This is a genomic window from Actinoplanes sp. NPDC023801, assembly GCF_040639655.1.
In the GTDB taxonomy this organism is placed as follows: Bacteria; Actinomycetota; Actinomycetes; order Mycobacteriales; family Micromonosporaceae; genus Actinoplanes.
The window spans coordinates 63,188-88,110 of record NZ_JBFAAI010000028.1; the positions used below are offsets into that span (position 1 = coordinate 63,188).

At 70.9% G+C, this 24,923-nt stretch carries 25 protein-coding genes and 1 pseudogene; 9 read left to right on the plus strand and 17 right to left on the minus strand.

The genetic code is table 11. The annotated features are described in order from the left end of the window. Positions 1-27: 27 nt before the first annotated feature. Positions 28-165 (minus strand): annotated as a pseudogene (locus tag AB0G04_RS34920) (hypothetical protein); the annotation flags it as partial. Between the two features lie 17 nt (positions 166-182). Between AB0G04_RS34920 and AB0G04_RS34925 the strand changes: the two are divergent. Both AB0G04_RS34925 and AB0G04_RS34930 read left to right on the plus strand, forming a co-directional pair. After that, positions 183-1,097, plus strand: a complete 915-nt coding sequence (locus AB0G04_RS34925; RefSeq protein ID WP_360991826.1) for an aldo/keto reductase — start codon at positions 183-185, stop codon at positions 1,095-1,097. A 95-nt stretch (positions 1,098-1,192) separates the two neighbouring features. Next, complete coding sequence (locus tag AB0G04_RS34930) at positions 1,193-2,806, plus strand: FGGY-family carbohydrate kinase (RefSeq protein WP_360991829.1); 1,614 nt, start codon at positions 1,193-1,195, stop codon at positions 2,804-2,806. Positions 2,807-2,869: 63 nt separating this feature from the next. Here the strand turns inward: AB0G04_RS34930 and AB0G04_RS34935 are convergent, their stop codons facing one another. Together AB0G04_RS34935 and AB0G04_RS34940 are read right to left on the minus strand one after the other, a co-directional pair. Next, on the minus strand, positions 2,870-4,054 hold the full coding sequence (locus tag AB0G04_RS34935; RefSeq protein ID WP_360991832.1) for a hypothetical protein: 1,185 nt from the start codon (positions 4,052-4,054) through the stop codon (positions 2,870-2,872). 46 nt (positions 4,055-4,100) lie between these two features. Continuing rightward, on the minus strand, positions 4,101-5,054 hold the full coding sequence (locus tag AB0G04_RS34940; RefSeq protein ID WP_360991834.1) for an NAD(P)-dependent alcohol dehydrogenase: 954 nt from the start codon (positions 5,052-5,054) through the stop codon (positions 4,101-4,103). A 194-nt stretch (positions 5,055-5,248) separates the two neighbouring features. Between AB0G04_RS34940 and AB0G04_RS34945 the strand changes: the two genes are divergently transcribed. Next, positions 5,249-5,932, plus strand: coding sequence for a hypothetical protein (locus AB0G04_RS34945; protein ID WP_360991837.1), 684 nt, complete (start codon positions 5,249-5,251; stop codon positions 5,930-5,932). A gap of 111 nt (positions 5,933-6,043) precedes the next feature. After that, positions 6,044-6,778: a hypothetical protein gene (locus AB0G04_RS34950; protein ID WP_360991840.1), complete on the plus strand. Its 735-nt coding sequence runs from the start codon at positions 6,044-6,046 to the stop codon at positions 6,776-6,778. A gap of 83 nt (positions 6,779-6,861) precedes the next feature. Here the strand turns inward: AB0G04_RS34950 and AB0G04_RS34955 are convergent, their stop codons facing one another. The 10 genes from AB0G04_RS34955 to AB0G04_RS35000 form a co-directional block, all read right to left on the minus strand. After that, complete coding sequence (locus AB0G04_RS34955) at positions 6,862-7,653, minus strand: hypothetical protein (RefSeq protein ID WP_360991842.1); 792 nt, start codon at positions 7,651-7,653, stop codon at positions 6,862-6,864. After that, positions 7,650-8,738 carry a glycosyltransferase family 4 protein gene (locus AB0G04_RS34960; protein WP_360991844.1) on the minus strand — a complete coding sequence of 363 codons (1,089 nt, stop codon included), beginning with the start codon at positions 8,736-8,738 and terminating at the stop codon, positions 7,650-7,652. Before AB0G04_RS34960 ends, AB0G04_RS34955 begins: the two co-directional genes overlap by 4 nt. After that, the gene (locus AB0G04_RS34965; protein WP_360991847.1) at positions 8,738-9,076 is read right to left on the minus strand and encodes a hypothetical protein; all 339 of its coding nucleotides are present in this window, start codon (positions 9,074-9,076) and stop codon (positions 8,738-8,740) included. Before AB0G04_RS34965 ends, AB0G04_RS34960 begins: the two co-directional genes overlap by 1 nt. Then, the gene (locus AB0G04_RS34970) at positions 9,073-9,801 is read right to left on the minus strand and encodes a hypothetical protein (RefSeq protein WP_360991850.1); all 729 of its coding nucleotides are present in this window, start codon (positions 9,799-9,801) and stop codon (positions 9,073-9,075) included. The genes AB0G04_RS34965 and AB0G04_RS34970 overlap by 4 nt, the downstream gene beginning before the upstream one ends. Positions 9,802-9,813: 12 nt before the next feature. After that, the gene (locus AB0G04_RS34975; protein ID WP_360991854.1) at positions 9,814-10,965 is read right to left on the minus strand and encodes a glycosyltransferase family 4 protein; all 1,152 of its coding nucleotides are present in this window, start codon (positions 10,963-10,965) and stop codon (positions 9,814-9,816) included. Continuing rightward, the gene (locus AB0G04_RS34980) at positions 10,958-11,875 is read right to left on the minus strand and encodes an NAD-dependent epimerase/dehydratase family protein (RefSeq protein ID WP_360991856.1); all 918 of its coding nucleotides are present in this window, start codon (positions 11,873-11,875) and stop codon (positions 10,958-10,960) included. Before AB0G04_RS34980 ends, AB0G04_RS34975 begins: the two co-directional genes overlap by 8 nt. 41 nt (positions 11,876-11,916) lie before the next feature. Further along, a complete protein-coding gene (locus AB0G04_RS34985; protein WP_360991859.1) occupies positions 11,917-13,149 on the minus strand; it encodes an MFS transporter in 1,233 nt (410 codons plus the stop codon). 126 nt (positions 13,150-13,275) lie between these two features. Next, positions 13,276-14,790 carry an aldehyde dehydrogenase family protein gene (locus tag AB0G04_RS34990; protein WP_360991861.1) on the minus strand — a complete coding sequence of 505 codons (1,515 nt, stop codon included), beginning with the start codon at positions 14,788-14,790 and terminating at the stop codon, positions 13,276-13,278. Further along, complete coding sequence (locus tag AB0G04_RS34995; RefSeq protein WP_360991864.1) at positions 14,787-16,181, minus strand: VOC family protein; 1,395 nt, start codon at positions 16,179-16,181, stop codon at positions 14,787-14,789. Before AB0G04_RS34995 ends, AB0G04_RS34990 begins: the two co-directional genes overlap by 4 nt. 18 nt (positions 16,182-16,199) lie before the next feature. Continuing rightward, entirely contained in the window at positions 16,200-17,360 is a 1,161-nt protein-coding gene (locus tag AB0G04_RS35000; RefSeq protein ID WP_360991867.1) for an FAD-binding oxidoreductase, read from the minus strand. Positions 17,361-17,432: 72 nt separating this feature from the next. Between AB0G04_RS35000 and AB0G04_RS35005 the strand changes: the two genes are divergently transcribed. Next, on the plus strand, positions 17,433-18,332 hold the full coding sequence (locus tag AB0G04_RS35005) for a LysR substrate-binding domain-containing protein (protein ID WP_360991869.1): 900 nt from the start codon (positions 17,433-17,435) through the stop codon (positions 18,330-18,332). A gap of 3 nt (positions 18,333-18,335) precedes the next feature. Here the strand turns inward: AB0G04_RS35005 and AB0G04_RS35010 are convergent, their stop codons facing one another. Genes AB0G04_RS35010 through AB0G04_RS35020 form a run of 3 tightly spaced genes read right to left on the minus strand, consistent with a single transcriptional unit; the run spans position 18,336 to position 19,852 of the window. Then, the gene (locus AB0G04_RS35010) at positions 18,336-19,001 is read right to left on the minus strand and encodes a dihydrofolate reductase family protein (protein ID WP_360991872.1); all 666 of its coding nucleotides are present in this window, start codon (positions 18,999-19,001) and stop codon (positions 18,336-18,338) included. Then, positions 19,001-19,507: an SRPBCC family protein gene (locus AB0G04_RS35015; protein ID WP_360991875.1), complete on the minus strand. Its 507-nt coding sequence runs from the start codon at positions 19,505-19,507 to the stop codon at positions 19,001-19,003. Before AB0G04_RS35015 ends, AB0G04_RS35010 begins: the two co-directional genes overlap by 1 nt. A 3-nt stretch (positions 19,508-19,510) precedes the next feature. Further along, the gene (locus tag AB0G04_RS35020) at positions 19,511-19,852 is read right to left on the minus strand and encodes a metalloregulator ArsR/SmtB family transcription factor (protein ID WP_360991877.1); all 342 of its coding nucleotides are present in this window, start codon (positions 19,850-19,852) and stop codon (positions 19,511-19,513) included. Between the two features lie 86 nt (positions 19,853-19,938). Between AB0G04_RS35020 and AB0G04_RS35025 the strand changes: the two genes are divergently transcribed. The 4 genes from AB0G04_RS35025 to AB0G04_RS35040 all read left to right on the plus strand — a co-directional run bounded on the left by AB0G04_RS35025 (position 19,939) and on the right by AB0G04_RS35040 (position 23,195). Beyond that, the gene (locus AB0G04_RS35025; RefSeq protein WP_360991880.1) at positions 19,939-20,736 is read left to right on the plus strand and encodes a MerR family transcriptional regulator; all 798 of its coding nucleotides are present in this window, start codon (positions 19,939-19,941) and stop codon (positions 20,734-20,736) included. Further along, positions 20,730-21,068 (plus strand): VOC family protein, encoded by a 339-nt coding sequence (locus tag AB0G04_RS35030; RefSeq protein WP_360991883.1) that lies wholly within the window; start codon positions 20,730-20,732, stop codon positions 21,066-21,068. Before AB0G04_RS35025 ends, AB0G04_RS35030 begins: the two co-directional genes overlap by 7 nt. A gap of 170 nt (positions 21,069-21,238) precedes the next feature. Beyond that, a complete protein-coding gene (locus tag AB0G04_RS35035; protein WP_360991886.1) occupies positions 21,239-21,445 on the plus strand; it encodes a hypothetical protein in 207 nt (68 codons plus the stop codon). A gap of 241 nt (positions 21,446-21,686) precedes the next feature. Then, positions 21,687-23,195, plus strand: a complete 1,509-nt coding sequence (locus AB0G04_RS35040; RefSeq protein WP_360991889.1) for a PQQ-binding-like beta-propeller repeat protein — start codon at positions 21,687-21,689, stop codon at positions 23,193-23,195. A gap of 1,091 nt (positions 23,196-24,286) precedes the next feature. Here AB0G04_RS35040 and AB0G04_RS35045 read toward each other — a convergent pair. Further along, positions 24,287-24,835 carry a hypothetical protein gene (locus tag AB0G04_RS35045; protein ID WP_360991892.1) on the minus strand — a complete coding sequence of 183 codons (549 nt, stop codon included), beginning with the start codon at positions 24,833-24,835 and terminating at the stop codon, positions 24,287-24,289. Positions 24,836-24,923 lie beyond the last annotated feature (88 nt).

Genomic DNA, 24,923 nt, shown 5'->3' on the forward strand with positions numbered 1-24,923 from the left:
GTCGAGGAACTGCCGGATGCCGGCCTCCCGCGCGAGGTACCGGGTGGCCCGCTGCAGCAGGGCACGATTGGCGAGCGCGCCCAGCCGTACCGCCGGGAAGTGCCCTTGCAGTTCGTCGCCGGAGGCGCGGGCTCGCGCCAGTTCCACAGTGGCCGCCACCGGCATGGTGTTGGATTACCGCTGTGGAACTGTTCGGAGGGCTGACCGGCGTGGCCAGGATCGGACTGGGTCTGGCCGCGGTCGGCCGCCCGGGATACATCACGCTGGGCCGCGACCGGGACTTGCCGCCCGCTCGCACGGTGACGGCGATGCGCGACCGGGCGCACCGGCTGCTCGACGAGGCGTACGCGGCCGGGGTCCGGTATTTCGATGTGGCCCGTTCCTACGGCCGGGCCGAGGAGTTCCTGGCCGGCTGGCTGCCCGGTCACGACGAGGCGGTCATCGGCAGCAAGTGGGGCTACACCTACACCGCGGACTGGCAGGTCACCGCCGGCGTGCACGAGGTCAAGGAGCACAGCACCGCCGCCTTCGACCGGCAGATCCGCGAGACCCGGATGCTCCTCGGCGATCGTCTCGGCCTCTACCAGATCCACTCGGTCACACCGGACAGCCCGGCGCTCACCGACCGGGACCTGCACCGCCGCCTGGCCGGTCAGGGCGCGGTGGTGGGCCTGTCGACCAGCGGCCCGGCACAGGCCGACGCCATCCGCGCGGCCTGCGCGATCGAGGTGGACGGGGTTCCGCTGTTCCGCACCGTGCAGGCCACCTGGAACCTGCTCGAGACCGGCGCGGCGCAGGCCCTGGCCGAGGCGCACGCCGCCGGTCGCGCGGTGATCGTCAAGGAAGCGCTGGCGAACGGGCGGCTGGCCGCACATCCCGGGCTCGGGCCGGAGCCGGACGTCGTGGCACTCGCCGCCGCGCTGCACCAGCCGTGGGCGACGGTCGTCCTGTCCGGTGCCGCCACCAGTGCCCAGCTGGCGTCGAATTTGCGGGCCGCCACCGTCCGGCTCGACGCGGCGGAGATGGACCGCCTCGCCGGGCTCGCCGAGCCGAGTGAGGGCTACTGGCGGGCCCGCGCCGCGCTTCCCTGGACGTGACGAATCTTGCAGCGCTGCAAAGAAAAGACGATCAGATTTCGAATCTGTACCCGGGTCGGTCTCGTCCACTGGCTGGAGTGCGGTAAGACATGACCATGACTGATACGGATGCACGGCCGCCGGCCGGCTTGCGCGAAGCGATCGAAGAGGGCCGGACCGCGCTCGGGATCGAGTTGGGATCCACGCGGATCAAGGCTGTGCTGACCGGCCCCGACCACGCGGCCATCGCGGTCGGCGCCCACGACTGGGAGAACCAGTTCGTCGACCGCACCTGGACCTATTCCCTGGAGGCGGTCTGGCAGGGTCTGCAGGGCTGCTTCGCGGCACTGGCCGAGGACGTCCGGAAGCGGTACGGCGCGGAGCTGCGTACCGTCGGTGCGCTCGGCGTCTCCGCGATGATGCACGGCTACCTGGCCTTCGACGGCGAGGGCGAGCTGCTGACCCCGTTCCGCACCTGGCGCAACACCAACACCGGAGCCGCCTCCGAGCAGCTCAGCGAGCTGTTCGGCTACAACATCCCGCACCGGTGGAGCATCGCCCACCTCCACCAGGCGGTCCTCAACGGCGAGGAGCACCTCGGCCGGCTCGCCCACCTGACCACCCTGGCCGGCTATGTGCACTGGAAGCTCAGCGGCCGGCAGGTGCTCGGCGTCGGTGACGCCAGCGGGATGTTCCCGATCGACGTCGCGACCGGTGGTTACGACGCGCGGATGCTGGAGCAGTTCGACGAGCTCGCCGCCGGACGGGTGCCGCTGAAGCTGGCCGAACTGCTGCCGGCCGTCCTGCCCGCCGGCGAGCAGGCCGGCACGCTCACCGAGGCCGGGGCACGCCTGCTCGACCCGAGCGGGACCCTGCAACCGGGCGCCGTGCTGTGCCCGCCGGAGGGCGACGCCGGAACCGGCATGGTCGCGACCAACTCGATCGCCCGCCGCACCGGCAACATCAGCGCCGGCACCAGCATCTTCGCGATGATCGTGCTGGACGGCCCGCTGAGCCGGATGCACCCGGAGATCGACCTGGTCACCACGCCGGCCGGCGACCTGGTGGCGATGGTGCACTGCAACAACGGCGCCAGCGAGCTCAACTCGTGGGCCGGGCTGTTCGCCGAGTTCGCGGCCGCTCTCGGGGCGAAGGCGGACACCAACACCGTCTTCGAGACGCTGTTCCGGTCGGCGCTGACCGGTGCGGCCGACGGTGGCGGGCTGATGGCGTTCAACTATCTGTCCGGGGAGCCGATCACCAAGCTGCACGAGGGCCGGCCGCTGTTCCTGCGCGAGCCGGGCAGCGCACTGAGCCTCGGCTCGTTCATGCGTACCCAGCTCTACTCGGCGCTGGCGACCCTGCGCATCGGCATGGACGTGCTGCAGAAGGCCGAGTCGGTGCAGCTGGACAGCATGTTCGCGCACGGCGGCCTGTTCAAGACCGAGGGCGTGGCGCAGAAGTTGCTGGCCGCGGCGATCGACACGCCGGTGTCGGTCGGTGACCTGGCGGCCGAGGGCGGGGCCTGGGGCATCGCCGTGCTCGCCGGTTTCGTCACGGCGAAGCAGCCGGGTCAGAGCCTCGCCGACTTCCTGAACACCACGGTCTTCGCGGACGCGCGGCTGGACACGGCCGCCCCGGATCCGGAGGACGTGGCGGGCTTCAACGCCTTCATGCGGCGGTACGTGGCGGCGCTGCCCGTCGAGCAGGCCGCGGTCGAGCACAGCTGACAGGTGCGGCGGCCTTCCTCCGGGCCGGGGGAAGGCCGCCGCGTCGCAGCCGGGGCCGACGTCTCAGCCGTGGTAGACGTCGAAGACGCCGCCCAGCGCGTTGCCGACGATCTTCTCGATCTGTTCCATGGTCAGGCCGGGAACCTTGGTGATCCAGACCTCGGCGCAGATGTCGCGGTAGACGAACACGCCGCGGGCCCGTACCGGGTCGTCGCGGTAGAGGATGCCCTCGATGGTGATGTCGGTGGCCGGGACCTGGAGGCTGGTGGCGATCTGCTTGCGGCCGGACTCGTCGGTGATGGTCGGGCAGGTGGACATCCGCTGGTTGAGGGCCCCGATCAGAGACCATCCGTCGGAGGTGGTGCCCACGACCGACTCGACGACGGGAGTGCCGGCGTCGCCCATGGCGAAGGTGCGCTGAACCGCGACGCCCGGCGTGCCGTAACCGACCAGTTTGCCGTCGCAGTCGTACTCCTTGAAGAAGTCCTTGTTCTCGGCCGTACGCTCGGCGAGGAGCCGGAAGCCGGCCGGCAGGTCCGGCAGTTCGACGAGCCCTCTCCTCAGCTCGTCGGCGGCCGGGCCCTCGGCGATCCGTACCACCGTCTTCGCCGCGGCCTTGACGATCTCGACGAACCGGGCCTCGCCGCCGGCGTCGGCGTCCGTCTCCTCGACACCCACGTACACCGGGCCCCAGGCCACGACCGCGGACCGGGTGAGCCGTGTGCCGGAGACCGAGTTCAGCCCGGCCGACGAGTCACCGAGCGCGGGCAGCGGCAGTTTGGAGTGCCTGGTGGTCGCGCCCTCGTACTCGGCGACCGGGCACTCGGTGAGCGCGTCGGCCGTGTCCTTGACGACCCCGGCGGCGAAGTCGCGCCCGTTCGCGGTGATCTCGATGCTCAACCGGCCGCCGGCCCGGTGCTCGAAGTGCCGCGAGACGCTGGTCACCGGCCCCCAGATCTCGCCGGCCATCCCGCTGCACAGATCGGAGTTGAACTGCGGCAACTGCATGGTCGAACCGCCGTCGTCGCTGACGAAGGTGTAGCCGGCCGGCAACTCCGTGATCTTCGGCAGTCCTTTCATCATGTCCGAGGCCATGTAGTACTCGTCGCCCAGCGGCGGCGACGCGGCCGGAACCGGAACCTCCCCGCCCGGGTTCCCGCCGACGGTGGTCGCGGCGGCCGTGCCGGCGATCGCGGCGGCCGCGAGCAGGACCGGGACGGCGCAGGTCAGCACGATGATTCGTCTCATCGGCTCACGGTAGGCGCGACAATCCGTGGCTTTCCGGAATTCCGTCTCAACTCGCCCGGACGACGACCTTGCCCAAAGCTCGGCCCGCACCGACGTACGCGAGTGCCTCCGGGACCTCGTCGAGGGCGAACGTGCGGTCGATGTGCACGGTCAGATCGCCCGCCGCACACAGGCCGGCGACCGGTGCGAACCAGCGGGGACCCGGCTTCACCGCCAGCACACCCATCCGGCGACCGGTCAGCAGGCCAGTCACGGTCCCGGCGGTCAGCACCCGCAGCAACGTGCGCACCGTCCCGCCGACACACCGATAGCGGCCTCCGGGGGCGAGCGCCCGGCGGTAGGCGAACACCGAGCGATGGGCGACAAGATCAAGAATGAGGTCGTACGGTCCGAGCCGCGTGAAGTCGTCGCGCCGATAGTCGATCACATGGTCGGCACCGAGCGACCGCATGAAGCCGAGCTTGCCCGCATTGTCGACACCGGTCACCTCGGCGCCGAGCCGTTTCGCCAGCTGGATCGCGAACGCGCCGGAACCGCCGCCGGCACCGTTGATCACGACATGCCGCCCGGCGGTGAGACCCGCCAGACCCTGGTGGGCGATCACGCCCGCCTGCGGGATCGTGGCGGCCTCGGCGGCGCTCAGACCGGCCGGCCGGGGCGCGAGCACGTACTCGGGGGCGACCGCGTACTCGGCGAAGCCACCCTTGAGATCGAGATTGTCGCCGTACACCTCGTCCCCGGCCCGGAAGCGGCTGACACCGGGCCCCACCGCCTCGACGGACCCGGCGATGTCCGAGCCGAGAATCCGGCGCGCCGGGGCACGCAGGCCACCGATCCGCGCGTACGCCGGCGAGCCCCGCAGACACTCCCAGTCGCTCAGGTTGATCGAGGTGGCGGCCACCCGGATCAGCACCTGACCGGCTGCCGGCGAAGGCTTCGGCACGTCCGCGACCCGCAGCACACCGGGTCCCCCGTACCGGTCGTACACGACCGCTCTCATTCCTTCGTTGTTAGCACTCGCAAACAATGCGGTCGCGCTCCCCGCGGGGTCAGCCGGTGAGGAGACGAAGCCGGATATCAGCAGTTTGTTGCATAACGATCCCTATGATGAGGCGGTCCGGGGGCGCGGTCGGCCCGCACTCGTGACATTCCGAGGGGCGGCAGCCAGTGCGTGACAGACCACGGGACCGCGTCATGAGCCGACGCGTCGTCCACATCGACGCGCCCCCGCGCCCGCGCACCGGACGGCAGATGTACGTCGCCTGGGCCGCGCTGCTGATCGCCGTGCCGGCCCTGTTCCTCGGCGTCCAGAACCACCGGGAGCACAACCGCGCCGACCTGAGCACCGTGGAGGACGACGACCTGCGGTTCTCGTCGCTGGTCTCGTTCCAGGACCGCGGCACCGACACCACCGACCCGGACGACTTCAAACACGTGACCTCGGTGACGGTCCGCAACTCGGGGCCGCTGCCAGCCAGCGGTGTGGTGCTCGTCCCCGACAGGGCGATCCGCGGCGGCATGCCGCCCGCTCAGCACGATCCCGGCTATCGCCCACTGATCGAGCTCGGCACGATCGGCCCCTGCGAGGAGGTGGAGATCCAGATCGAGCGCAACGACCTGTACCGGGTGTGGCTGCGCCTGCTTCCGCATGCCGCCCGCGACCTCTGGAGCGACGACGTCCCGACCTGGACCACCTCGGAACTGCTGTTCACCGTCGCCGGGAAGGACTGGCGCACGACGGTCCGGTCCGTCAGAAGGATCAAGGAGCGTGCGTACGACGGAGTCCGGTCCGACGCCGACTTCACCGCCGCCCGGATCACCGCCGAGGAGGTCTCGGCCGTGACCCGGTCGGCCGCCACCTGTCTACGGACCGCCTGACGAATCCATGGTCGATCCCCGTCGGGTGATCCAGCACCGAAGCCGCACCTTGCCGGGACGGTAACCGGTACGCACACCGTATGCGCCGCAACCCCTCCGCACGAATCCGCCGTGGCTGAGCCGCCCCGTCTCCCTCCGGCCGACCCGCTGATCGGGTTCGACTACGGTGGCTGGTGGCGGCGCACCATGACGGTCGTCGGCGCGATCTGGCCACGGTTGCTGATCCTGCAGGCCATCGGAGCGGTCGTCTCGGTGGTGTGCGAGGCCGCCACCGGCCGGCTGGGTGAGTCGTCCGGGCCGGGGACCGCGGTGGCTGTAGCCGGCGTCCTGGTCGTATTCCTGGTGACGCTGGCGGTCGTACCGCTGATGGTGCTGACCGCCTCGGGACGGCCGGCCACCGTCGGCACCTGTCTGCGGGTCATCGCCCGGCGGGTGCTGCCGCTGATCGGACTGTGCCTGCTGGCCGGTGTGATGCTCATGGTCGGATTCCTGCTGCTGGTGCTCCCCGGGATCTACCTGCTGCTGGTGCTGACCACGCTGGTCCCGGTCGTCGCCGTCGAAGGCGGCTGGGCGATCAACCGCTGCTTCGTCCTCTTCGACAACCGGCGGCGTTTCGCGCTCGCCCGGTGCGGCACTGTCGTGGCCGTCATGCTCGGTGGCGGAGCGGTCGCCTCGCTGGTTCAGGCCACCCTGGGCGCCGGGCTTGGGGCAATCGTTGCCGGCAACCTCCTGACCACCGCCGTCTACGCACTCGTCGGCCCGCTGTCCGTCACCGCCTACGCCGCCATGCGTGCCCTGCTGGAACCGGTCTCCACCGAGGACCTGGCCCGGCAGATGCTCGGCTGAGCCGTCACGCGTCGCCGTGCGACCGGTTCAGGACGGCGAGCTGGGCCTCGGTCAGGTGCACGTTCCCGGCAAGCGGGAGGCGGTCAGTGCCCGGAACCGTCCCGGCGGGCTCGCGCCGCGCGGGTGAACTGGTCGTCCCAGCGGCGCGGGAACGGCAGCATCCGGTGCTTGGACCGCCACGGGGCCATCTGACGGACGATGTTGAACCCGGCCGCCGAGATCACGCGATCGGCGGATGCGAAGAGGGGCCACGCCGGGTAAGGATCGACGTGCGAGACGTCCTCGGCCAGGTCGGGTGGGCGGCTCGGCGCGACCAGAACCAGGCGGGGCCGGCGGCCTTCGGCTTCGGCGCAGTCACGGGCGTACCCGATCAGGTCGTTGATCTCGGTCGCCGGGCCGGAGTGCACGATCAACCAGGAGCCGCCGGGGATGCCGGGGAGGCCGGCCCCGGAGGCGGGCGGGTCGGTGAGGGCGAGCGGTTCACCGGGGCCGAGGAAGGCCGCGTGCGCCTCGGACAGCGGCTCGAGTGTCCGGACCTCGTCGAACCGGATCGGGTCGGGCGGCAGGATCCGCTGGTAGGCGTCCCAGCGCAGCAGCCGGGCCAGATGGACGGTCCGCGTCCCGGCCGGCACCGAACGGGCCCGTAGCTCGCCGTCGGGGCCCGCTGGGAAGGCGTCGACGACCAGGGTGGCCGGGCGCAGGCCGGGCAGGGCGGCGGCGGGCAGCAGCCGGTGCGGGCCGAGGACGCGCGGGTCGGCGGTGAACGGTGACGTGCTGAGGATCGTCGCCGGCTCGTCGGCGTGGACGGTGTGCAGGTAGGCGCGGACGCGCGTGAGGTGGCCGAGTCCGCCGCCCCGGGCGTAGCAGACGATCACCGTACGGCTGCCAGCACCTTCAGGTAGCCCTCGGTCTCGGCCGCCACGTCGAAGCGTTCCCGGACGCGTCGCGCGGCGGCCTCGCCCATCGCCGCCAGCTCGTCGCCGGAGGCCAGTGCGGCGCGGTGCACGGCGGCGCGGCAGGCGTGCGGGTCACCGGCGGTGAAACGGAACCCGATGTCGTCGGTCACGAGATCGGCGAGGCCGCCCGCGTCCGAGGTGAGCAGCGGGGTGCCGAGCGCGGCGGCCTCCAGGGCGACGTTGGGCAGGCCGTCGTAGAAGGACGGCAGGGCCACCACGTCGCAGGCGGCGTAGACGCCGAGCAGCTGGTAGCGGTCCTGGAACGGCAGCACGGTGTGCTCGAGGTCGGACAGCAGCGACTCGATGCCGGGTTCCAGCGAGCCGGCGAGCACGACGTGGAACCGGGACGCCTGGCCGCCGGTGAACAGGGTCTCCAGCAGCAGGCGGACACCCTTCTTGTTCTTGAGCTGGCCGATCATGCCGAGGGTGCGCCGACCGGGCGTGACGTTCGCGGAGCGCCACTCGGCGGCGCGGGCGCGTTCGGACGGCAGGATCTGCCAGTCGGCGGTGTCGATGCCGTTGGCCACCCAGGTGACCGGTGTGGCCGGGGCGACCGCGCGGACGAGCGGTTCGGTGGCGGCGGCGACCACGCAGACGTGGGCGGACGAGCGCAACGCCTCCAGGACGACCGGCTGGCGGCGCAGCGAGAACATGCCGGTGTCGAAGTCGTTGCCGCGCAGCAGGGTGATCAACGGCAGGCCGGCCCATCGGGCGTACACCGGGCCGGCGAGCATCGGGTACGTGCCGCCGAACGCCACCACATGGGTGTAGCGGCCGATCTCCGGGGCGAGGGTGGTCCACAGCAGGCGCAGCGCGTGTTCCGGATCCTCGCCGAGCGGCACGGTACGTACGCCGGTGACCCGCTGCGCGGTGGTGCGCCGGCTCAGGTGCACGACGTCGACGCCCACGCCGGCGGCGCGCAGACCGCGGACGATGCGGTCGCACGAGGTGGCCATACCTCCGGGGCTGGGCGGGAAGTTCTCGGTGATCCAGAGAACCCGCATCAACTGTCCACCAGGGCGTCGTCGCCGTCGTCGAGGTAGTCCTGGGAGGCGGCGGCGCCCGGGTCGAAGGCCGCCCGGTCGTAGGAGTCGAAGCCGGTGTACCAGACGGCGTCCTGATAGACGCCGGCGGTGCGGTGCCGGTAGGCGCGCCGGCGGTAGGCGTCGACGGCGGCCGGGTGGCCGAACCGGTTGTTCGCGGCGGCGCACTCCGGGCACAGGCCGCCCTCGGTGACGTGGCCGGCGCAGAGGGCCCGGCCACAGCTCGGGCAGCCCGCGACGGCCGTCGTGCCGCACTTGCCGAGAGTGAAGAAGCCGGTGGTGACGGCGCAAAGGGTCATCGGGCGCCTCCGGCGGTGGTCTGCGGGGTCCAGCGGAACGGTTCGGTGGTGACCGTCAGGATCCGGTCGAGCTGCTCCTCGGCGCTCCGCGGCAATCGGTCGATCTTGGCGGCGGCCAGGACGCTGCGGCGCCGGCCCTCGCGCACCTGCACGGTGATCCAGCGCGGCGGCGGGCCTGCGGGCCGGGCGCTCGTGCCGTCCTTGGGCAGCCGGCGGCGTACCTTGATGATCTGCACCTGCTTGATCTTGCGTTTGACCTTGGTCTTGCCCCGCGGGTTGCGTTTGGTGACCCGCCGGGTGCGCGCACGGTCGACGACGAGGATGTCCAGGACGCTGCCGTCGCGCAGCTCGGCGTGCAGCCGCAGCCACGGGTCGATCGTCCACGTCTCGACGGCGGACCGGACCGGCGGCCGGACGGCCAGGTTGCGCGACGGGGAGGTCTTGCCGAGCGCCTCCGGGCCCCGCAGGTCGGCCGTGACGGTCAGCATGCCGGTGCGCCCGACGTCCGAGCAGACCTCGAGGATCAAGGGCACGAGCACATCGAGGGTACGCGGAGGAAGCGCCCATTTCGAGCGGCGCACCAGCTCGTTGTGCCTGCCGAGGCTGGCGGCCAGAGCCGTCCAGGCGTCCGCCGGCTGGGTCGCGGTGAAGCCACGCTCGTGGATGAGGGCCTGGTGCAGCGGAGGGAACCCCGCGATAGCGGCCTTCTGCTTGCGCCAGAACATGACCGGAACCTATCAGTGGACCGCGACACGGTCGTAGACGTCCGCGAGACGGGATCTCGCGTGTTTCCAGGTGAACCCGTCCTGGACGTGTTTCCGGGCGTTATCCCCCAGTTCACGGCACACCTGCGGGTACTCCAGAAGCACCCGGATCGCACGCGCCAGCTCGGCCGGCCGGTCCGGTGGCACGAGCCGGCCGTGCTCCCCCAGCACCTCGCGGATCACCGGCAGGTCGGAGGCGACGACCACGGTGCCGGCCGCCATCGACTCCCACACCTTGATCGGGCTGCAGCCCTGCTCCACGTTGCGGTCGCAGGCGGTCAGGGGCGCCACCGACAGTTCGGCGTGGGCGAGCCAGCCCGCCACCTCGGCGTGCGGCAACTGGTAATGCCAGCGCACCCGCCCGGCGACACCGAGACGGTCGGCGAGGCGGCGCAGCGGGCGGGCCCGGTTCGGCGACACCGACGAGCAGATCACCAGATCCAGATCGGTCAGGTCGGCGAGTCTGGCGAACGCGCGCAGCAGCACGTCGACACCCTGCCAGGGCTGCAGCGCGCCCACGTAGATCAGATAGCGGCCCGGCGCCTCCACCGGGCGCGGCACGCCGGCCGGCGCCGGGTCGGCACCGTTCGGGACCAGATGCACGCGGTCCGGTGCCACGCCGCGATCGGTCACGGCCTTCCCGATGACGTACGACGGAACGACCACCGCCGCCGACCGCGCGAGACAGTGCCGCTCCAGTTCACGGACCTTCGCGAGGGTGGCCGGGGCGGCGAGCGGCCAGGCGTACGGCAGCTCGATCGACGGCAGCCCGTTCGCCTCGTAGACCATCCGCGCCCCGGTGGTCAGAGCGGGCAGCGCGCTCCACGGGTCGCGGACGTGGCAGAGTTCGAGCGTGTCCCGGTGCGGCGCCAGCTGCCCGGCGGCCCAGGCGGAGAAGGCCTCGGCCCGGTCCAGCAGGTTCGGCACGACGTCGGTGAACCGGACGATCTCGACGTCGCCCTCACGCTGGTACGCGGGCAGGTCGCCGCCGCCGAGCACGCAGAGCAGGCCGCCCCGGTAGCGTTCGAACAGCTCGGCCGCCATGTGCCGGATGTGCACGGCCGAGCCTTTGGCCGACGGGAACCGGTCGAACGCGAGGTAGGCGGCACGGTGGCCGTCAACCATGATCCCCTCCCCGGCGGGCACGGTGCCAGGCGATCTGGCTGGTCAGGCCCTCGTCGAGGCCGGTGGTGGCGGTCCAGCCGAGCAGCGCGGCGGCCCGCTCGGTGCCGGCCCAGGTCCGTCGCACGTCGCCGCGAGCGGGATCCTTCGCCACCGTGGGCGGGGGTGCGCCGAGCAGCGTACCGATGCGGTCCAGGGCGTCCCGGACGCTGACCGTGACCGGATGGCCCACGTTGAGGATCGTGCCCGGCGGCAGCGGCGCCCGCGCCGCCCGGACGGTGGCGCCGACCACGTCGCCGACATAGGTGAAGGAGCGGCTCTGACCGCCGTCGCCGTAGAGCGGTGCCGGGGAACCGTCGAGAGCGGCCTCGATGAATCGGTGGAACGCCATGTCCGGGCGCTGCCGCGGCCCGTACACCGAGAAGTAGCGCAGCACGATGCCGCCCGCGGCCACGACGAGCCGCTCCGCCTCGGCCTTGGACCGGGCGTACGGACTCCGCGGGCTGACCGGATCGTCCTCGTCGCACGGATGCCCCGCGTCACCGTAGACCGACGAGCTGGAGGCCAGCACGAACCGGCCGGCGCGGACGCTGAGCAGGCGCTCGGTGGCGATCACGTTGTCCCGGTGGGCATCCGTCGCACCGGGCCCGAACGAGCTGCGGACCCCGGGACGCCCGGCCAGGTGCAGGATCACGTCCGCATCGGCGAGCGGTGTCAGGTCGTCGGTGACGAGATCACATACGGTCACGGAGACGCCGGCACGGGCCAGGGCGGCGACGTTGGCGAGCGCCGCGTCCGGGAACGCGGCCCGGCCGGGGGCGTCGACCGCGATCACGTCGTGACCGCCGGCGAGCAGGGCGGGCACGAGGTGGCTGCCGATGAAGCCCGCCGCACCCGTCACCACCGTCCGCACCCCGGCACTCTACCGACGACCGGAGGTGATCAGCCGACCGGTCAGCTCAGCGTGTCGGCAGCGGGACCCATGGTGCGGCCCGTGTTCTCGCGGGCGGTGAGAGGCGTGTCGAGCAGGTGGATGATCACGGTGGCGACAGCGGTGACCGCGGCCAGCACCAGCCACGGCACCGCCGGTCCGCGGGCGTGCAGCGCGGTGAAGAACGTCGGCGCCAGGATGTTCGCGAACGCGAAACAGTACTGGTAGACCGCCAGGTAGCGGTCCCGCTGCGCGGGCGGGGCGGCGGCGGCCGACAGCGCGTTCGACAGCGGCGCGTGGATCAGGTCGGCGGCCGCGAAGAAGATCAGCCCCACCATGAGGTACGGAACGAGCACCGCCCCCGGAACCCGGACGGCCCCCGCGTACACCAGCGCCCACACCACCCACAGCACACCGGCCAGCGCGAGCCCCCGCGGACGGGACAGCGGCCGGACCAGCCGGACGGCGAGTGCCTGCCCGGTGGCCAGCAGCACCGTGTTCGCGGCCAGCAGCGGCCCGACCAGCCAGTGCGGCGCGGGCAGCGCGTCGACCAGGTAGACCGGCACCGCCACGCCGATGAACACACTGCACAGCGCGAACACCGTGTTGACGGCGATGAGCATCAGGTACGGCCGGTCCCGCAGCATCTCCCGGTACCCGCCGCCGGCCGGGCGCCCGGCACCGGCCGCTGCCGGGTCCCGCGGCACGAACAGCAGCAACAGCGCCGACACCAGGAACGTTCCGGCGTTCAGCCAGACGGCCGGCTGGTACCAGCCGTAGGTCACCACGAGCCCACCGGCCAGGATCCCCACGCCGGTCGACGCCATCTGGATCATGCCGGTGAGGGCGTAGCGGCGGTCGGTGCGCTGCCGGTCCTCCCCCGGTTCGGCCAGCCCCGCCACGACGGAGAAGAACGAAGACCAGAACAGCCGCTGCCCGATCGACGCGAGCATCGCCACCGCCAGCACCGCGGCCGGATGGTGCGCCCCGCCGTACGCCAGGAACGCCGCGCCCTGCAGGATCTGCGCCAGCAGCACCCGGTCGACGGCCGGGAACCGGTGCGCGACATGCCCGACGATCAGCGGCACCGGCAGTGAGGCGAGGCCGGCGGCGCTCAGCAGCAGACCGACCGTACCCAGCGGCAGGCCCGCCACCTCGGTGAAGTAGAGCAGTGACACCGGCAGGAACAGGCCGCTGCCGGCCATGTCGACGGCGAGGGCACAGGCTAGCGGAACGACTCGTCGGCGTGCGGGCATCCGGCCTGTCTACCAGACACAGTGGACCATTTCCCCCCATTTCCCGGCCGGCCCCCACCGCTGCCTCAGCCCACCCGAGACAACGGTGAGCGCCAGCCGGGGACGGCGGCCGGGCGGGACGGCGGGCTAGAGGAAGCTGACGTTCTGGGCCAGCGCCAGCGTGCTGGTGTAGTTCACCGTGTTCGTGGCCCGCCGCATGTAGGCGCGCCACGCGTCCGAACCGGATTCACGGCCGCCGCCGGTCTCCTTCTCGCCGCCGAAAGCGCCCCCGATCTCGGCCCCGGACGTGCCGATGTTGACGTTGGCGATGCCGCAGTCGGAGCCGTCGGCGGCCAGGAAGCGTTCGGCCTCCTGCTGGTCGCGGGTGAAGATCGACGACGACAGGCCCTGCGGTACGTCGTTGTGCAGTGCCACGGCCTCCTCGAACGTCTCGTAGGTGAGGACGTAGAGGATCGGCGCGAACGTCTCCTCGCGCACGATCGAGGTCTGCCGGGGCATCCGCACGATGGCCGGCTCCACGTAGGCACCGCCGGCCTTGTCCACCCGGCGGCCGCCGGCGACGATCTTGCCGCCCTCGGCCTGGGCCCGCTCGAGGGCGGCGGCCATGGCGTCCGCGGCCGCGTCGGTGATCAGCGGTCCGACCAGGGTCGACTCGTCGAACGGGTCACCGATCGGCAGCCGCCCGTAGACGGCCGCCAGCCGCTCGACGAGTTGGTCGGCGATGTCACGGTGGACGATGAGGCGGCGCAGGGTGGTGCAGCGCTGGCCGGCGGTTCCGGCGGCGGCGAACACGATGCCCTGCAGCGCGAGATCCAGGTCGGCGGACGGGGCCACGACGGTGGCGTTGTTGCCGCCGAGTTCGAGCAGCACCCGGCCGAAACGGGCGGCGACCCGCGGGCCGACCGCGCGGCCCATCCGGGTCGAGCCGGTGGCGCTGACCAGGGCGACCCGCGGGTCGTCGACCAGGAGTTCACCGGCGGTACGGTCGGCGAGCAGCAGCCGGTGCAGTTCGCGTGGCGCTCCGGTCTGCTCGATGGCCCGGTCCAGGAGGTGGCTGGACGCGAGCGAGACCAGCGGGGTCAGCTCGCTCGGCTTCCACACCACGGCGTCGCCGCAGACCAGGGCGACGGCGGTGTTCCACGACCAGACGGCGGCCGGGAAGTTGAACGCGGAGATGACGCCGACGACGCCGAGTGGGTGCCAGGTCTCGGCGAGCCGGTGGCCGGGCCGCTCGGAGGCGATCGTGCGGCCGTAGAGCTGGCGGGACAGGCCGACCGCGAACTCGCAGATGTCGATCATCTCCTGGACCTCGCCGAGGGCCTCGGAGCGGATCTTGCCGGCCTCGATGGTGATCAGGTCGGCCAGGTCGGACTTGTGCACGCGCAGCAGCTCGCCGAGGGTGCGGACGAGTTCGCCACGGACCGGGGCGGGTGTCGTGCGCCAGGTGAGGAACGCCTGCCCGGACTCGCCGATAGCCTGTTCCACCTGCTCGGCGGTGGTGGCTCGCAGTCCGAACAGGTGCTCACCGGTGATCGGCGACCGGGCGTGCAGGTCGTCGCCGTCGGGGATCCGGACGCCGATGCGGTCCAGGCTCGCGCGGGCCCGGTCACGCAGTGCTTCGGTGGTCGGCAGGTCGCTCAAGGCATGTCCTTCAGGGTCGTCGGCAGGTCCAGGTTCGCGACGATCGCACCGACCGAGGCGGCCTGCTCGTGGGCGTACAAAAGGAAGGGGTTGTGAATTTCTCTGCCGATCGCTCCGGAGAGCCAGGCCTGGTCGTAGTCGACGCCCTGCTGTCCGGTGTCGCGGCTGCCCTCGCTGCTCAGGTTGGACTGGAAGATCCCGGCGGCCGAACGCGGCAGGAAGTCCTCGTAGACGATCGGCGTCGCGGTCACCCAGCCCTCGTCGACCAGGGCTTTCGGAGTCTCCGGCGGGTTCGCGCCCGGCCGGTTCGCGTTCAGCGTGTAGGTGAAATAGGCGAGGCCCTGTTCGCGCAGCCCGCGTTCGGTGCCGGGCAGTCCTTCCTCCCACACGTCAACGGCGACTTCGGCGCGGGTACGTCCGGAGTCGCCGGACAACCGCACATCGATCTCGGTGAGCAGCGCGTCATAGCGTTCCCGCCCGGCCGGTGTGAGCGCCACGCCACGCGCCTCGACCTCGCCGAACCGGACCCGCAACGCGCCGGTGGTGACCGTGCCGCCGGGTTCGCGCATCGCCCGTGGCTCGGCGAGCGCCCGGAACGACGTCTGGCGCAGCAGCACGTCCGGTCCTCGCCAGCGCGGCGGACCCTGGATGGTGTCGATCATCTCGATGCCGCGGTCGGTCATCCGCTGATAGAGGTCGTCGATGTCCAGCACCCGCGGGGTGAGGTGGTTGATGTGGGTGCTGCGGACCCCGCCGATGTCGGCGGCCACGGCCGACACCGCCTCCAGCTCGGCGTACCAGGCGCGGTCCACCGGCTCGGCCGACAGCTCGAAGGCCGCCACCGCGAGTTCGAGAAAGCGTTCGGCCTCGGCGTCGGGCAGGCCGTGCTCCTGCTCGGCCCGGTCGGCGAGGGCCAGCAGCTCCGGGCCGAACAGTTCCCGCCCGGCCAGGAACGTCTCGAGCCGCGCCCGCAGGTCCGGGGTGAAGAACCGCTGGTCGGCGGGGGTCAGCATCGAGGTGAACACCCGGAACGGGTTGAGCGCCAGCTCGTCGGCGTCGATCGGCCGGAACGCCGTGGAGATCACGGGCACCGCGCTGCGGGCGGCCTCCCGCAGGTCGTAGAAGCCGACCGGGCGCATGCCGAGCGCGCCGAAGATCCGGGCCACCTGACTCAGTTCGGCCGGGGTGCCGACCCGGATGGCGCCGTGCCGTTCGGCGGTGATCCGGCCGATCGAGCCGAGTCGCTGCGCGTCGGCGCCGTCGCGGTCGACAACGTCCCGGTTGACCTCCTCGGCGACGGCGACGAGCGTGTTGTAGGCGGGGACCTCACGGCCGTACATGGTGGAGAGGCGCCGGGCGAACGCGGCCCTCAGCTGCCACTGGAGGATCATGCTGGTCGGCTCCCGGAGTCAGACGATGTGGGTCTCGGGCCGGCCGGTCGCACCGGCGGCGAAACGGTCGGTGGTCAGCGGTGACACGTCCACGACCGGCTCGCGGCCCAGGTAGAGGTCCCGGATGACCTCGCCGACGGCCGGGGCCTGCAGGAAGCCGTGGCCGGAGAAGCCGGTGGCGTACAGGAAGTTCGGCGTCGTCGTGGACCGGCCGATGATGGCGTTGTGGTCGGGGGTCACCTCGTACAGCCCGGCCCAGCCGTCGCGGAGTCCGACGTCGAGCAGGCCCGGTGCACGCCGCTCGATGGCCGCGCCCAGCCGGGGCAGCCACGCGTCGGAGTAGTCGAGGTGGAAGCCGGGCTCCTGCTCCGGGTCGGACATGCCCATCAGCAGACCACGACCCTCCCGGTGGAAGTAGTAGGTGGAGGAGAAGTCGATGGTGAACGGCACCACCTCGACGAGATCGGGCATCGGCTCGGTGAAGATGATCTGGCGGCGAAGCGGGGTGACCGGCAGCTCGGTGCCGGCCATCGCACCGACCGCGGCCGACCAGGCGCCGGCCGCGCAGATCACCGTGCCCGCGGTGATCGGGCCACGGTCGGTGTGCACGGTCCGGGCCTCACCGCCGGCCATGTCGATGCCGGTCACCGTCACGCCGGTGCGCAGCGTGGCACCGTGCCGGCGGGCGCCGGTCGCGTAACCGAGCACCACCGACTCCGGCGTGCAGTGGCCGTCGTCCGGCGACCAGGCCGCGGCCAGCAGGCCGTCCGTCTCGATCAGTGGGGACAGCTTCTTCGCCTCGGCCACGCTGATGATGCGGCTGTCGACGCCCATCTCGTTCTGCAGGGCCACGTCACGCTCGAAGGACGCCACGTCGGCCGGCGTGGACAGCAGGAACAGGTAGCCGACCCGGTGCAGGTCGATCTCCTGGCCGGGCCGGGCACCGAAGCGGGCGAAAGCCTCCAGGCTGCGGGCGCCGAGCTCGATGTTGATCCGGTCGGAGAACTGCGCCCGGACACCGCCGGCGGCCTTGCAGGTGGAGCCGGTGCCCAGCTCGTCGCGTTCGAGGAGCACGACGTCGCGTACGCCCGCCTCGGCCAGGTGGAAGGCGATGCTGGTGCCCATCGCTCCGCCGCCGATGACGACGACCTCGGCGGCCGGTGGCAGGTCTCTGCGCATGACCCATCATCGGCCGGACTTTTCGTGGACGTCCATTGCTGATCTGTCGTTGAAAAGCTTTAGATTCTCTATATGGACTGGTCGAGCGTCCAGTTGCGGTCACTCGTCGAACTGCGCCGCCGCGGCACCGTCACGGCGGTCGCCACCGCGCTCGGGTACACGACCGGAGCCGTCTCGCAGCAGCTCGGCGCGCTGGAACGGTCCGCCGGGGTGCCGCTGCTGCGCCGGGTCGGCCGGCGGGTCGAACTGACCGACGCGGGGCTGTCCCTGGCCGGGCACGCCCAGCGGATCCTCGACATCGAGGCCGCCGCCACCGCCGAGCTCGAACAGGGAGCCGGGCGGGTCGCCGGCGTACTGCGGATGGCCCTGTTCGCCACCGCGGTCGCCGAGATCCTGCCGGCCATGCTCGCCCGGCTCGGCACCACCCATCCGGACCTCGTCGTCCGCAGCCGGGAACTGGTCGTCGACGACGTGTACGACGCGGTGGCCTCCGGTGCCGTCGACCTGGCCGTCGGGCTGGAGTACCCGGACGTCCCGATCCGGCGCGACCCGTCGCTGCGGGTGATGCTGCTCTACCGGGAACGGTTCTCGCTTGCCGTACCGGCCGGGTCGATGCCGTCACCGGGACCGGTCAGCCTGGCCGCCACCGGTCCCCCGGTCGGCTGGATCCTGCCGCCGGAGGACACCCATTACGGCCTGGCCATCCGGACCGCCTGCCGGAGGGCCGGGATCGAACCGGAACTGCGCCACGAGGTGGTCGACACCGCGGTCTCGCTGGCCCTGGTCGAGGCCGGGATCGGAGTCAGCACGGTGACCGACCTGATGCTGCGGCTGCGTCCGTCCCGTTTCGACGTGCTGCCGCTCGCCGAGACCTTCGAGCGGCACATCGTCGCCGTGCTCAGGTCGCCGGCCGAGCACCGGCCCAACGTGGCCGCCGTCGTCGGACTGCTCCGCGACCTGGCCCGGGACTGACCGTCACCGCCGGTGCACGGCGTAGGTCAGGTGCGTCGCCCGCGACGACGGCTCGGAGCGGACCGGCTCAAGCCTGACCCGGGATGCGTCCACGCCGTCGAACAGCCGGATCCCGGCGCCGAACAGCACCGGTGCCAGCGCGATCGAGAACTCGTCGACCAGGCCGGCGTTGAGGAACTGCAGGATCGTCTCGCTGCCGCCGGCGATGCGGACGTCCCGGTCGCCGGCGGCCTCGCGGGCCCGGTCCAGTGCCTTGTGGATGCCGTCGCCGACGAAGTGGAACGTGGTCCCGCCCGGTCGCTCCCAGGGGTCGCGCGGCTGGTGGGTGAGAACGAACACCGGAGTGTGGAACGGCGCCGACTCGGGCCAGGCATGCTCGCCGAGATCGAACATGCGCCTGCCCATGATGCTCGCGCCGGTGCGCTCGAACGTCGTCCGGGCGACGTCGTTGTCGAGTCCCTCCTCACCGCCCTCGCCGAGGCCGAGGTTCTCCCGGAAGAACCGCACCGGGAAGATCCATGACTGCAGTTCCATCCACTGCGCCACCCAGCGGTCCAGTCTCGGGTCCCGCTCGCGTTGCTCGGGGGTGGCGCGAATACCTTCCATCGACTCGGGCGCGCTGAAGCCGTCGAGCGACATCGAGACGGCGAAGAACACCTTGCCGGCCATCAGTGGATTCCCTGCTTCCGTCCGGTGCCGGTGACGTAGGCCGCCAGGCCGGCCAGGGTCTGCCGGCCGCCCTCGATCGCGCCGTACTTCTCCACGGCCTGGTCGCGCAGCTCCCTGGTGGGGAACACCGTGCGCATCACGATCCGGGTCGCCGCCCCGTCCGGCGCGAACGTCAGGAACGACTCGAAGGAGTTCGGATCGTCGCCGGACTCGCCGTGCAGCAGGGTGATCCGCTCCGGCGGGACGATCTCGGTCCAGGTGATCCACTCGGGATAGTCGGTTCCGTCCGGCCCGTGCATCACGAAGTCCCAGACCGCGCCCTCACGGAACTCGAAGGACCGTGTGGTGGTGGTGAACCCCTCCGGACCCCACCACTGCGACAGGTGCCGTACCTCGGTGAACGCCTCGAACACCAGCTCCGGCGGTGCGTCGATGATGCGGTCGATGACGATCTCCCGGTCGGCTGCCGACGGCCCGGTGCGTACTTCCCGCCCTGTCCCTGACATCGGTCATTGCTCCTGACGTGTCTGTTTGAGGTCCTGCACGTACGTTTCCAGCCGGTCGAAACTGCCTGCCCAGAACTGTTCGAACCCGCCGACCCACTCGTGGATCGGCTTCAGCCCGCGGGCGTCCAGGCCGTAGAGGCGCTGCTTGCCCGCCCCGCGCACCCGCACCAGCCCCACCTCCCGCAGCACCCGTAGGTGCTTGGAGGCTCCCGGCTGGCTGATGCCCAGCTCCCGGGCCAGGTCGGTCACCGGCCGCTCACCCGACCGCAGCAGCGCCAGGATGTCCCGGCGCTGCGGTTCGGCGATCGCGTTGAACGCGTCCGACGTCGTCGCTGCTCGTGCCATAGCAGCCATCATATTCCCATAACGGAATGCGTCAAGCCGGTACGGGCGTTTGACCTTCGCCCAGGGTGAGGGTCGAGACTCCTGGTGTGGACGGAATCCTTCCGATCAGCGCGTTCTCCCGGGCGACGCTGATCTCGGCGAACACGCTGCGGGCCTATCACGAGTCCGGGCTGCTGGAGCCGGCCGTGGTCGACCCGCGCACCGGCTACCGCGGCTATCGGGCCGCCCAGTTCGGGGACGCCGCGGTCATCCGGGACCTGCGGGCCCTCGACGTGCCGCTCGCGTCGATCCGCGAGGTCCTCGCCGCACGCGACCCGGCGGTGACGCGGCGGGTGCTGGCTGAGCATCAGGAACGGATGCGCGCCCGCCAGGCGCACATCGAGCAGGCTCTGCGGGTCACCACGGAACTCCTTGACCGGCCGGCGGCGGTCACCCCGGCCGCGGTGACGGAACGCGACGTGCCGTCGTTCGCCGCCTTCGCCGTCACCGGCACAGCCCGTGAGGACGAGTTCGCCGGCTTCCTCGACGAGGCGTACCGGACTCTCGAGGCCGAGCTGGCCGGTGTGCCACCGTCCGGGCCGTACGGCGCCCTGTTCCCCTCCGAGTTTCTCGACGAACCCGCGCCGGTCACCGCCTACATCCCGGCCGCGCACGGGACCACGCGGCTGCCCGGGGGCCGGTTCGCGGTCGCCGGCTTCACCGGGCCGTACCCGGAGATGTCAGCCGGATACCGGGCTCTCGGCGCCTGGCTGGCCGGGACGAGTCACACCATCGCCGGCCCGGTCCGGGAGACATACCTGCTCGGCCCCGGCGACGGCGTGCCGGAGGCCGGCTACCGCACCGAGATCTGCTGGCCACTACACCTTCTGGAGGACGAATGCTGACCCTCGAACACATCACCTTCGACTGCACCGACGCCGCGGAACTCGCCGGATTCTGGTCGCGGGCCCTCGGCCTGCCGATCGACGACGGCGCCGGGCGGCACGTCGCGACCATCGGCGCCGCGTCCGCCGGGCCGACGTTCATGTTCCTCGCCGTCGACGAGGGCAAGAGCGCCAAGAACCGCTGCCACCTGGACCTGACCGCCGACGACCGGGCCGCCGAGGTGAAACGTCTGGTCGATCTGGGCGCGACCTACCTGTCCGAACATGACGAGTGGGGCCACCAGTGGGTCGTCCTGCAGGACCCGTCCGGAAACGAGTTCTGCGTCGCCTGATGCGTGCTCCAGCCTTTCGGGTGTCGTCGGCGTCGTCATCCGGATTCCGTCATGCCGACGCGTCACGGAGGCCCGAACCGACTTGGTCTACGCTACTGTCTGTTATCGCGCGGACCGCCTGAGGATTCGCAGTGATCAGGCAGTTTCTGAAACAGCTCGAGGAGATACCGATGACCGACATTGCCGACGACGCCGATCCCACTGCTACCGCCGAAGGGGAGTCCGAGGAGCAGCCGCAGCCGTTCGAGAACCGGGCAGCACGCCGGTCCAAGGGCAAGGCGGCCACCAACCACATCAACGGTGCCGCGGGCCCCATCCACGGCCGTTCCGGCACGGTGCAGAGCCCTCGCCAGTACGGCAACCGCCGAAGCGGCTGATCTGCCCAATCCCGGTCGCGGCCGAACTCGGTAGGTGCGGCCGATACTCGGACGCGTGCTCACGTCCGCGACAGCCGTCAGTCCACGCCGCTACCTGGCCAGTAGCGGCCGCAATCGGCTTCGATTCCGGACTTGAGCTCGTCAAGATGGGCGCAGAACGCTTGCTCAGCCCAACCGAATGAGTGACCTGGCCAGAGGCTAGATGCCGTGATGCGTGGTCAAGGCAAATCCGGGTCCTGCGATGATTCTCAACGTGATCAATCCGCTGCGAGTCGACGGGATCCTCGGTGACCGTCCCTTCGCTGAGATCGGCGAACCCGTTCTGGCCGTCATGGCCGAAGGCCGTCTGGCTGTCGCCGGTGCGTACGTGCATGAGTCCCACCGGGCGCCGGTGGCGGTCTACGACAGCCGCGACCTGAGCTGCCGGGCGGTTCTCCGCTCCCGTTTCCCTGTGCATGCGCTGGCGTTTCATCCGACATTGCCGCTGTTGGCAGTCGGTACCGGCCGCTACGACGGCGGTTACTTCTTCGAGGGTGAGTTACTCCTGCTCAACTGGGAGACCCACCTGACCGTGTCATTATTCGAGGACGGCCTGGGCCGCCAAGTTCTCGGCCTGGAGTGGCTCGACGACCAAGCCTTGCGCATGCTGCTGGCGCCCTCGGACGACTGGCAGGACAAGGCCGCGCGGGTCGAGGGACACGTGGCGGTGGTACGACGGGCTGACTGGAGCGCTGTCGGCCCCGGCACGATCGACTTGACCGAGTTGGCCGGACCTCGCGTCTCCGCGCCACGCTCCGACAGCCGTGCCGAAGCAAAGGCGGCGCTGAGCCGCTTGAGCGGTGACGATGAACCGCGGCGCAGCGTGCGAGCGATCGAGGAACTCTCCGACGGGCGCATCCTGGCGGCGCTCGCCGGTATCGCGGTGGAGTGCTGGCTGCCGTCGGGTGAGGCCTCATGGCGGATTCCCGACGATGACGACTCCGGCGGCGGAGGTCAGGAACTCGTGGTGGCGCCGGACGAACGATCGGCATGGGCGGGGTTGATGCGGCCGTACGGGCAGCAATCGGCGCGACCGCTGGTCCAATACTCGTTGGCAGACGGTGCCAGGATCGACGGGTTCAGTCCGCACCACCCGTACACCCTGGTCCGGTGCCACGATGGGCAGCCGGCCATCGCCCCCGTCGACATGGACCGGATGACCCGGCTGCGAGTGCGCCGGGGCCGCCGCATCTACTTCCAGGAAATCGAGCGTACGTCCCCAAGGAGGCTCGATCCGGCGGTCGAATGGCTGTCGGCTGCGGATCCGATGGCTTCCGGGTCCGACGGCCGCCCACGCCCGGCCGGCGACCCACAGCGGCTGTTCCGCTATTCGTGGGTGCCGGACGAGTCGCATTTCGCCGGGCCGGGAGTGGAGATCTCAGACGGAAGCCTGGTCTACGCCGGGACCGTGTATCACGGTCATGGGTTACAACCTGGCGGCGCCTTCGTCGTACGGCGAGACATCACCACCGGAGATCCACGCTGGGTCTTCCGTGCCGACTGTGCCGCCACTGACCTGGACACCGACACCAGCACGGCCTACGTCGCCTACCAGGACGGCGAGATCGTCGCGCTCGATCTGCGGGACGGCTCCGTACGTTGGCGGCAGCGCCTTCAAGGAGTCTTCCCCACGGCTCTGACAGCGGTCGCGGCCGATCGGCTACTGGTCGGAACCAGCGACGGTCGGGTTCTCATCTGCCGGATCCGGTGACGCGAAGGCGCCGTGCTGACGCAGTATGCGATGGCGACCTCTAAGGACCCGCTGCCGACCGCATCGCGCTGGTGCCTGGCGCGGATCGCGGCAGATCCGGATGTTCCCGCATCGAGGTCTGACCTCACGTGAAGCACCAACTATCTGACTCCTGCTGTTCCGGCAGAAGTGAGCTATGGGCGGCGACCAGGGACTCAGTACCGGGGAACACATCGTGCTCGAAGGTCTAGAGGATTGCCCTGTACCCCTCTGGCGGCTCGGCTGGGCTGAGGCGTCGTCTCGGCAGCACGTCGCCGAGCTCTGTGGGCCAGGTCTTGTCTCGTTGGAAGCCCGCGGCCTTGTAGAGGTGCGACTCTTCGAGAGTTGGCCCGGGCCCTGGGAACACGGTCGACCTGTCGTCGGCAGCGAACTCCTCGCCGAAAGCCGAAGCGCCGAACGATGGTCCGACAACGCCACTCAAACTCACCTGGTCGCCCAGATCACCGAAGCCGGCGAAAGGTACCTGTAGCGAGTATGGACCAGCCCGGTCGTCCGCCAAGTCGGGAGCAACTCGCAGTGGAGCACGTCGTTCCGCCGCGACTATCGGCTCGACGACCGCTACTTCTACAACGTAGATCCCACGCTCAATCCGAAGCCGGAACACACGGGCGGTATGCCATACAACCGTGATCTAGACCTGCTGAGATTCCGTGCCACACCCTGGTCGACGACGCCGAGGAGCAGTGGCCCTGGGAGAACAGCCACGTCGAGTTCCGCGGCTAGCCGTAGAACTCCACAAACGCCTCGGCCCCTCGGTGACGGCGATGAGTTGGGGTCGGGTGAGGTCGTTGGGCGAACGACTGTCGACGGCTGGTGGTCGAGGTGAGGTCTGCGATTCGCGGTGCTCGAACCGCACCGGCCAGAAGGCACGCAGTGGCTGCGGCCACGGGTGCGCGCCGGTGGCCGCGGTGAGCCCGTTGCCGAAATCGGCAACGGGCTGCCGGAGATCCCTCATGCCCGCTGAGAGAGTTCAAGATCGCGTTCTGGCGCGGCGAATGCAGTTGTGCGCGGCGGCGTCGGAACACGTGGCAAGCCTGCCAGGCTCCCGTCACTCAGCCGGTGAGGCGGGCCAGGAAGCCCTTCTTCACCTCGCTTGCCCGCTGCTGCTCGCCGGCCAGCGAGCTCACCACGATCAGCGCACCGGTCAGCGCCGGGATCACCCACTGGAGTGCCGACAACTGCTTCTGCGCCTTGCGTACGTCGTCGGGCGTGCTGGAAGCGGGCTCGGTGCCGGCCAACGCCGGTACCGAGTGCTGCTCGGCGACCTTGCGGCCGAGGATGCGGCTGTAGCCGGTCACCGCGAGCGCCGCCGCGGTCAGGGCCGTCTTCGTCAGCGCGGTGGATCCGACTCCGCGCTGGCCGACCAGCCGAGACTTGTTGCCGACGAGTTCACCGACGCTGCCGACGAGATGCGCGCCGATCGCGGTCGCGTTCACCGGTGTCCAGTTGTTCCAGCCGGTATTCGCCACGCGGCCGGTGCCATTCGCGGTGTCCGCCTCCGCGGCGGCCGGGTTGAGGGCGACGGCGTTCGCCGGAGTCCCGCCGAACCAGGCGGCAAGCCCGACGTCGTGCAGGGAACGGGAGAGCGTGTCTTTCGCCAAGGAGTCCTCCGTAATCGAGTCGTTGTCTGGGCTGGCTACCCCTGTCCCGGTCCGCTACACCGATCCACCACCGCGTTTCCTAGGCCTA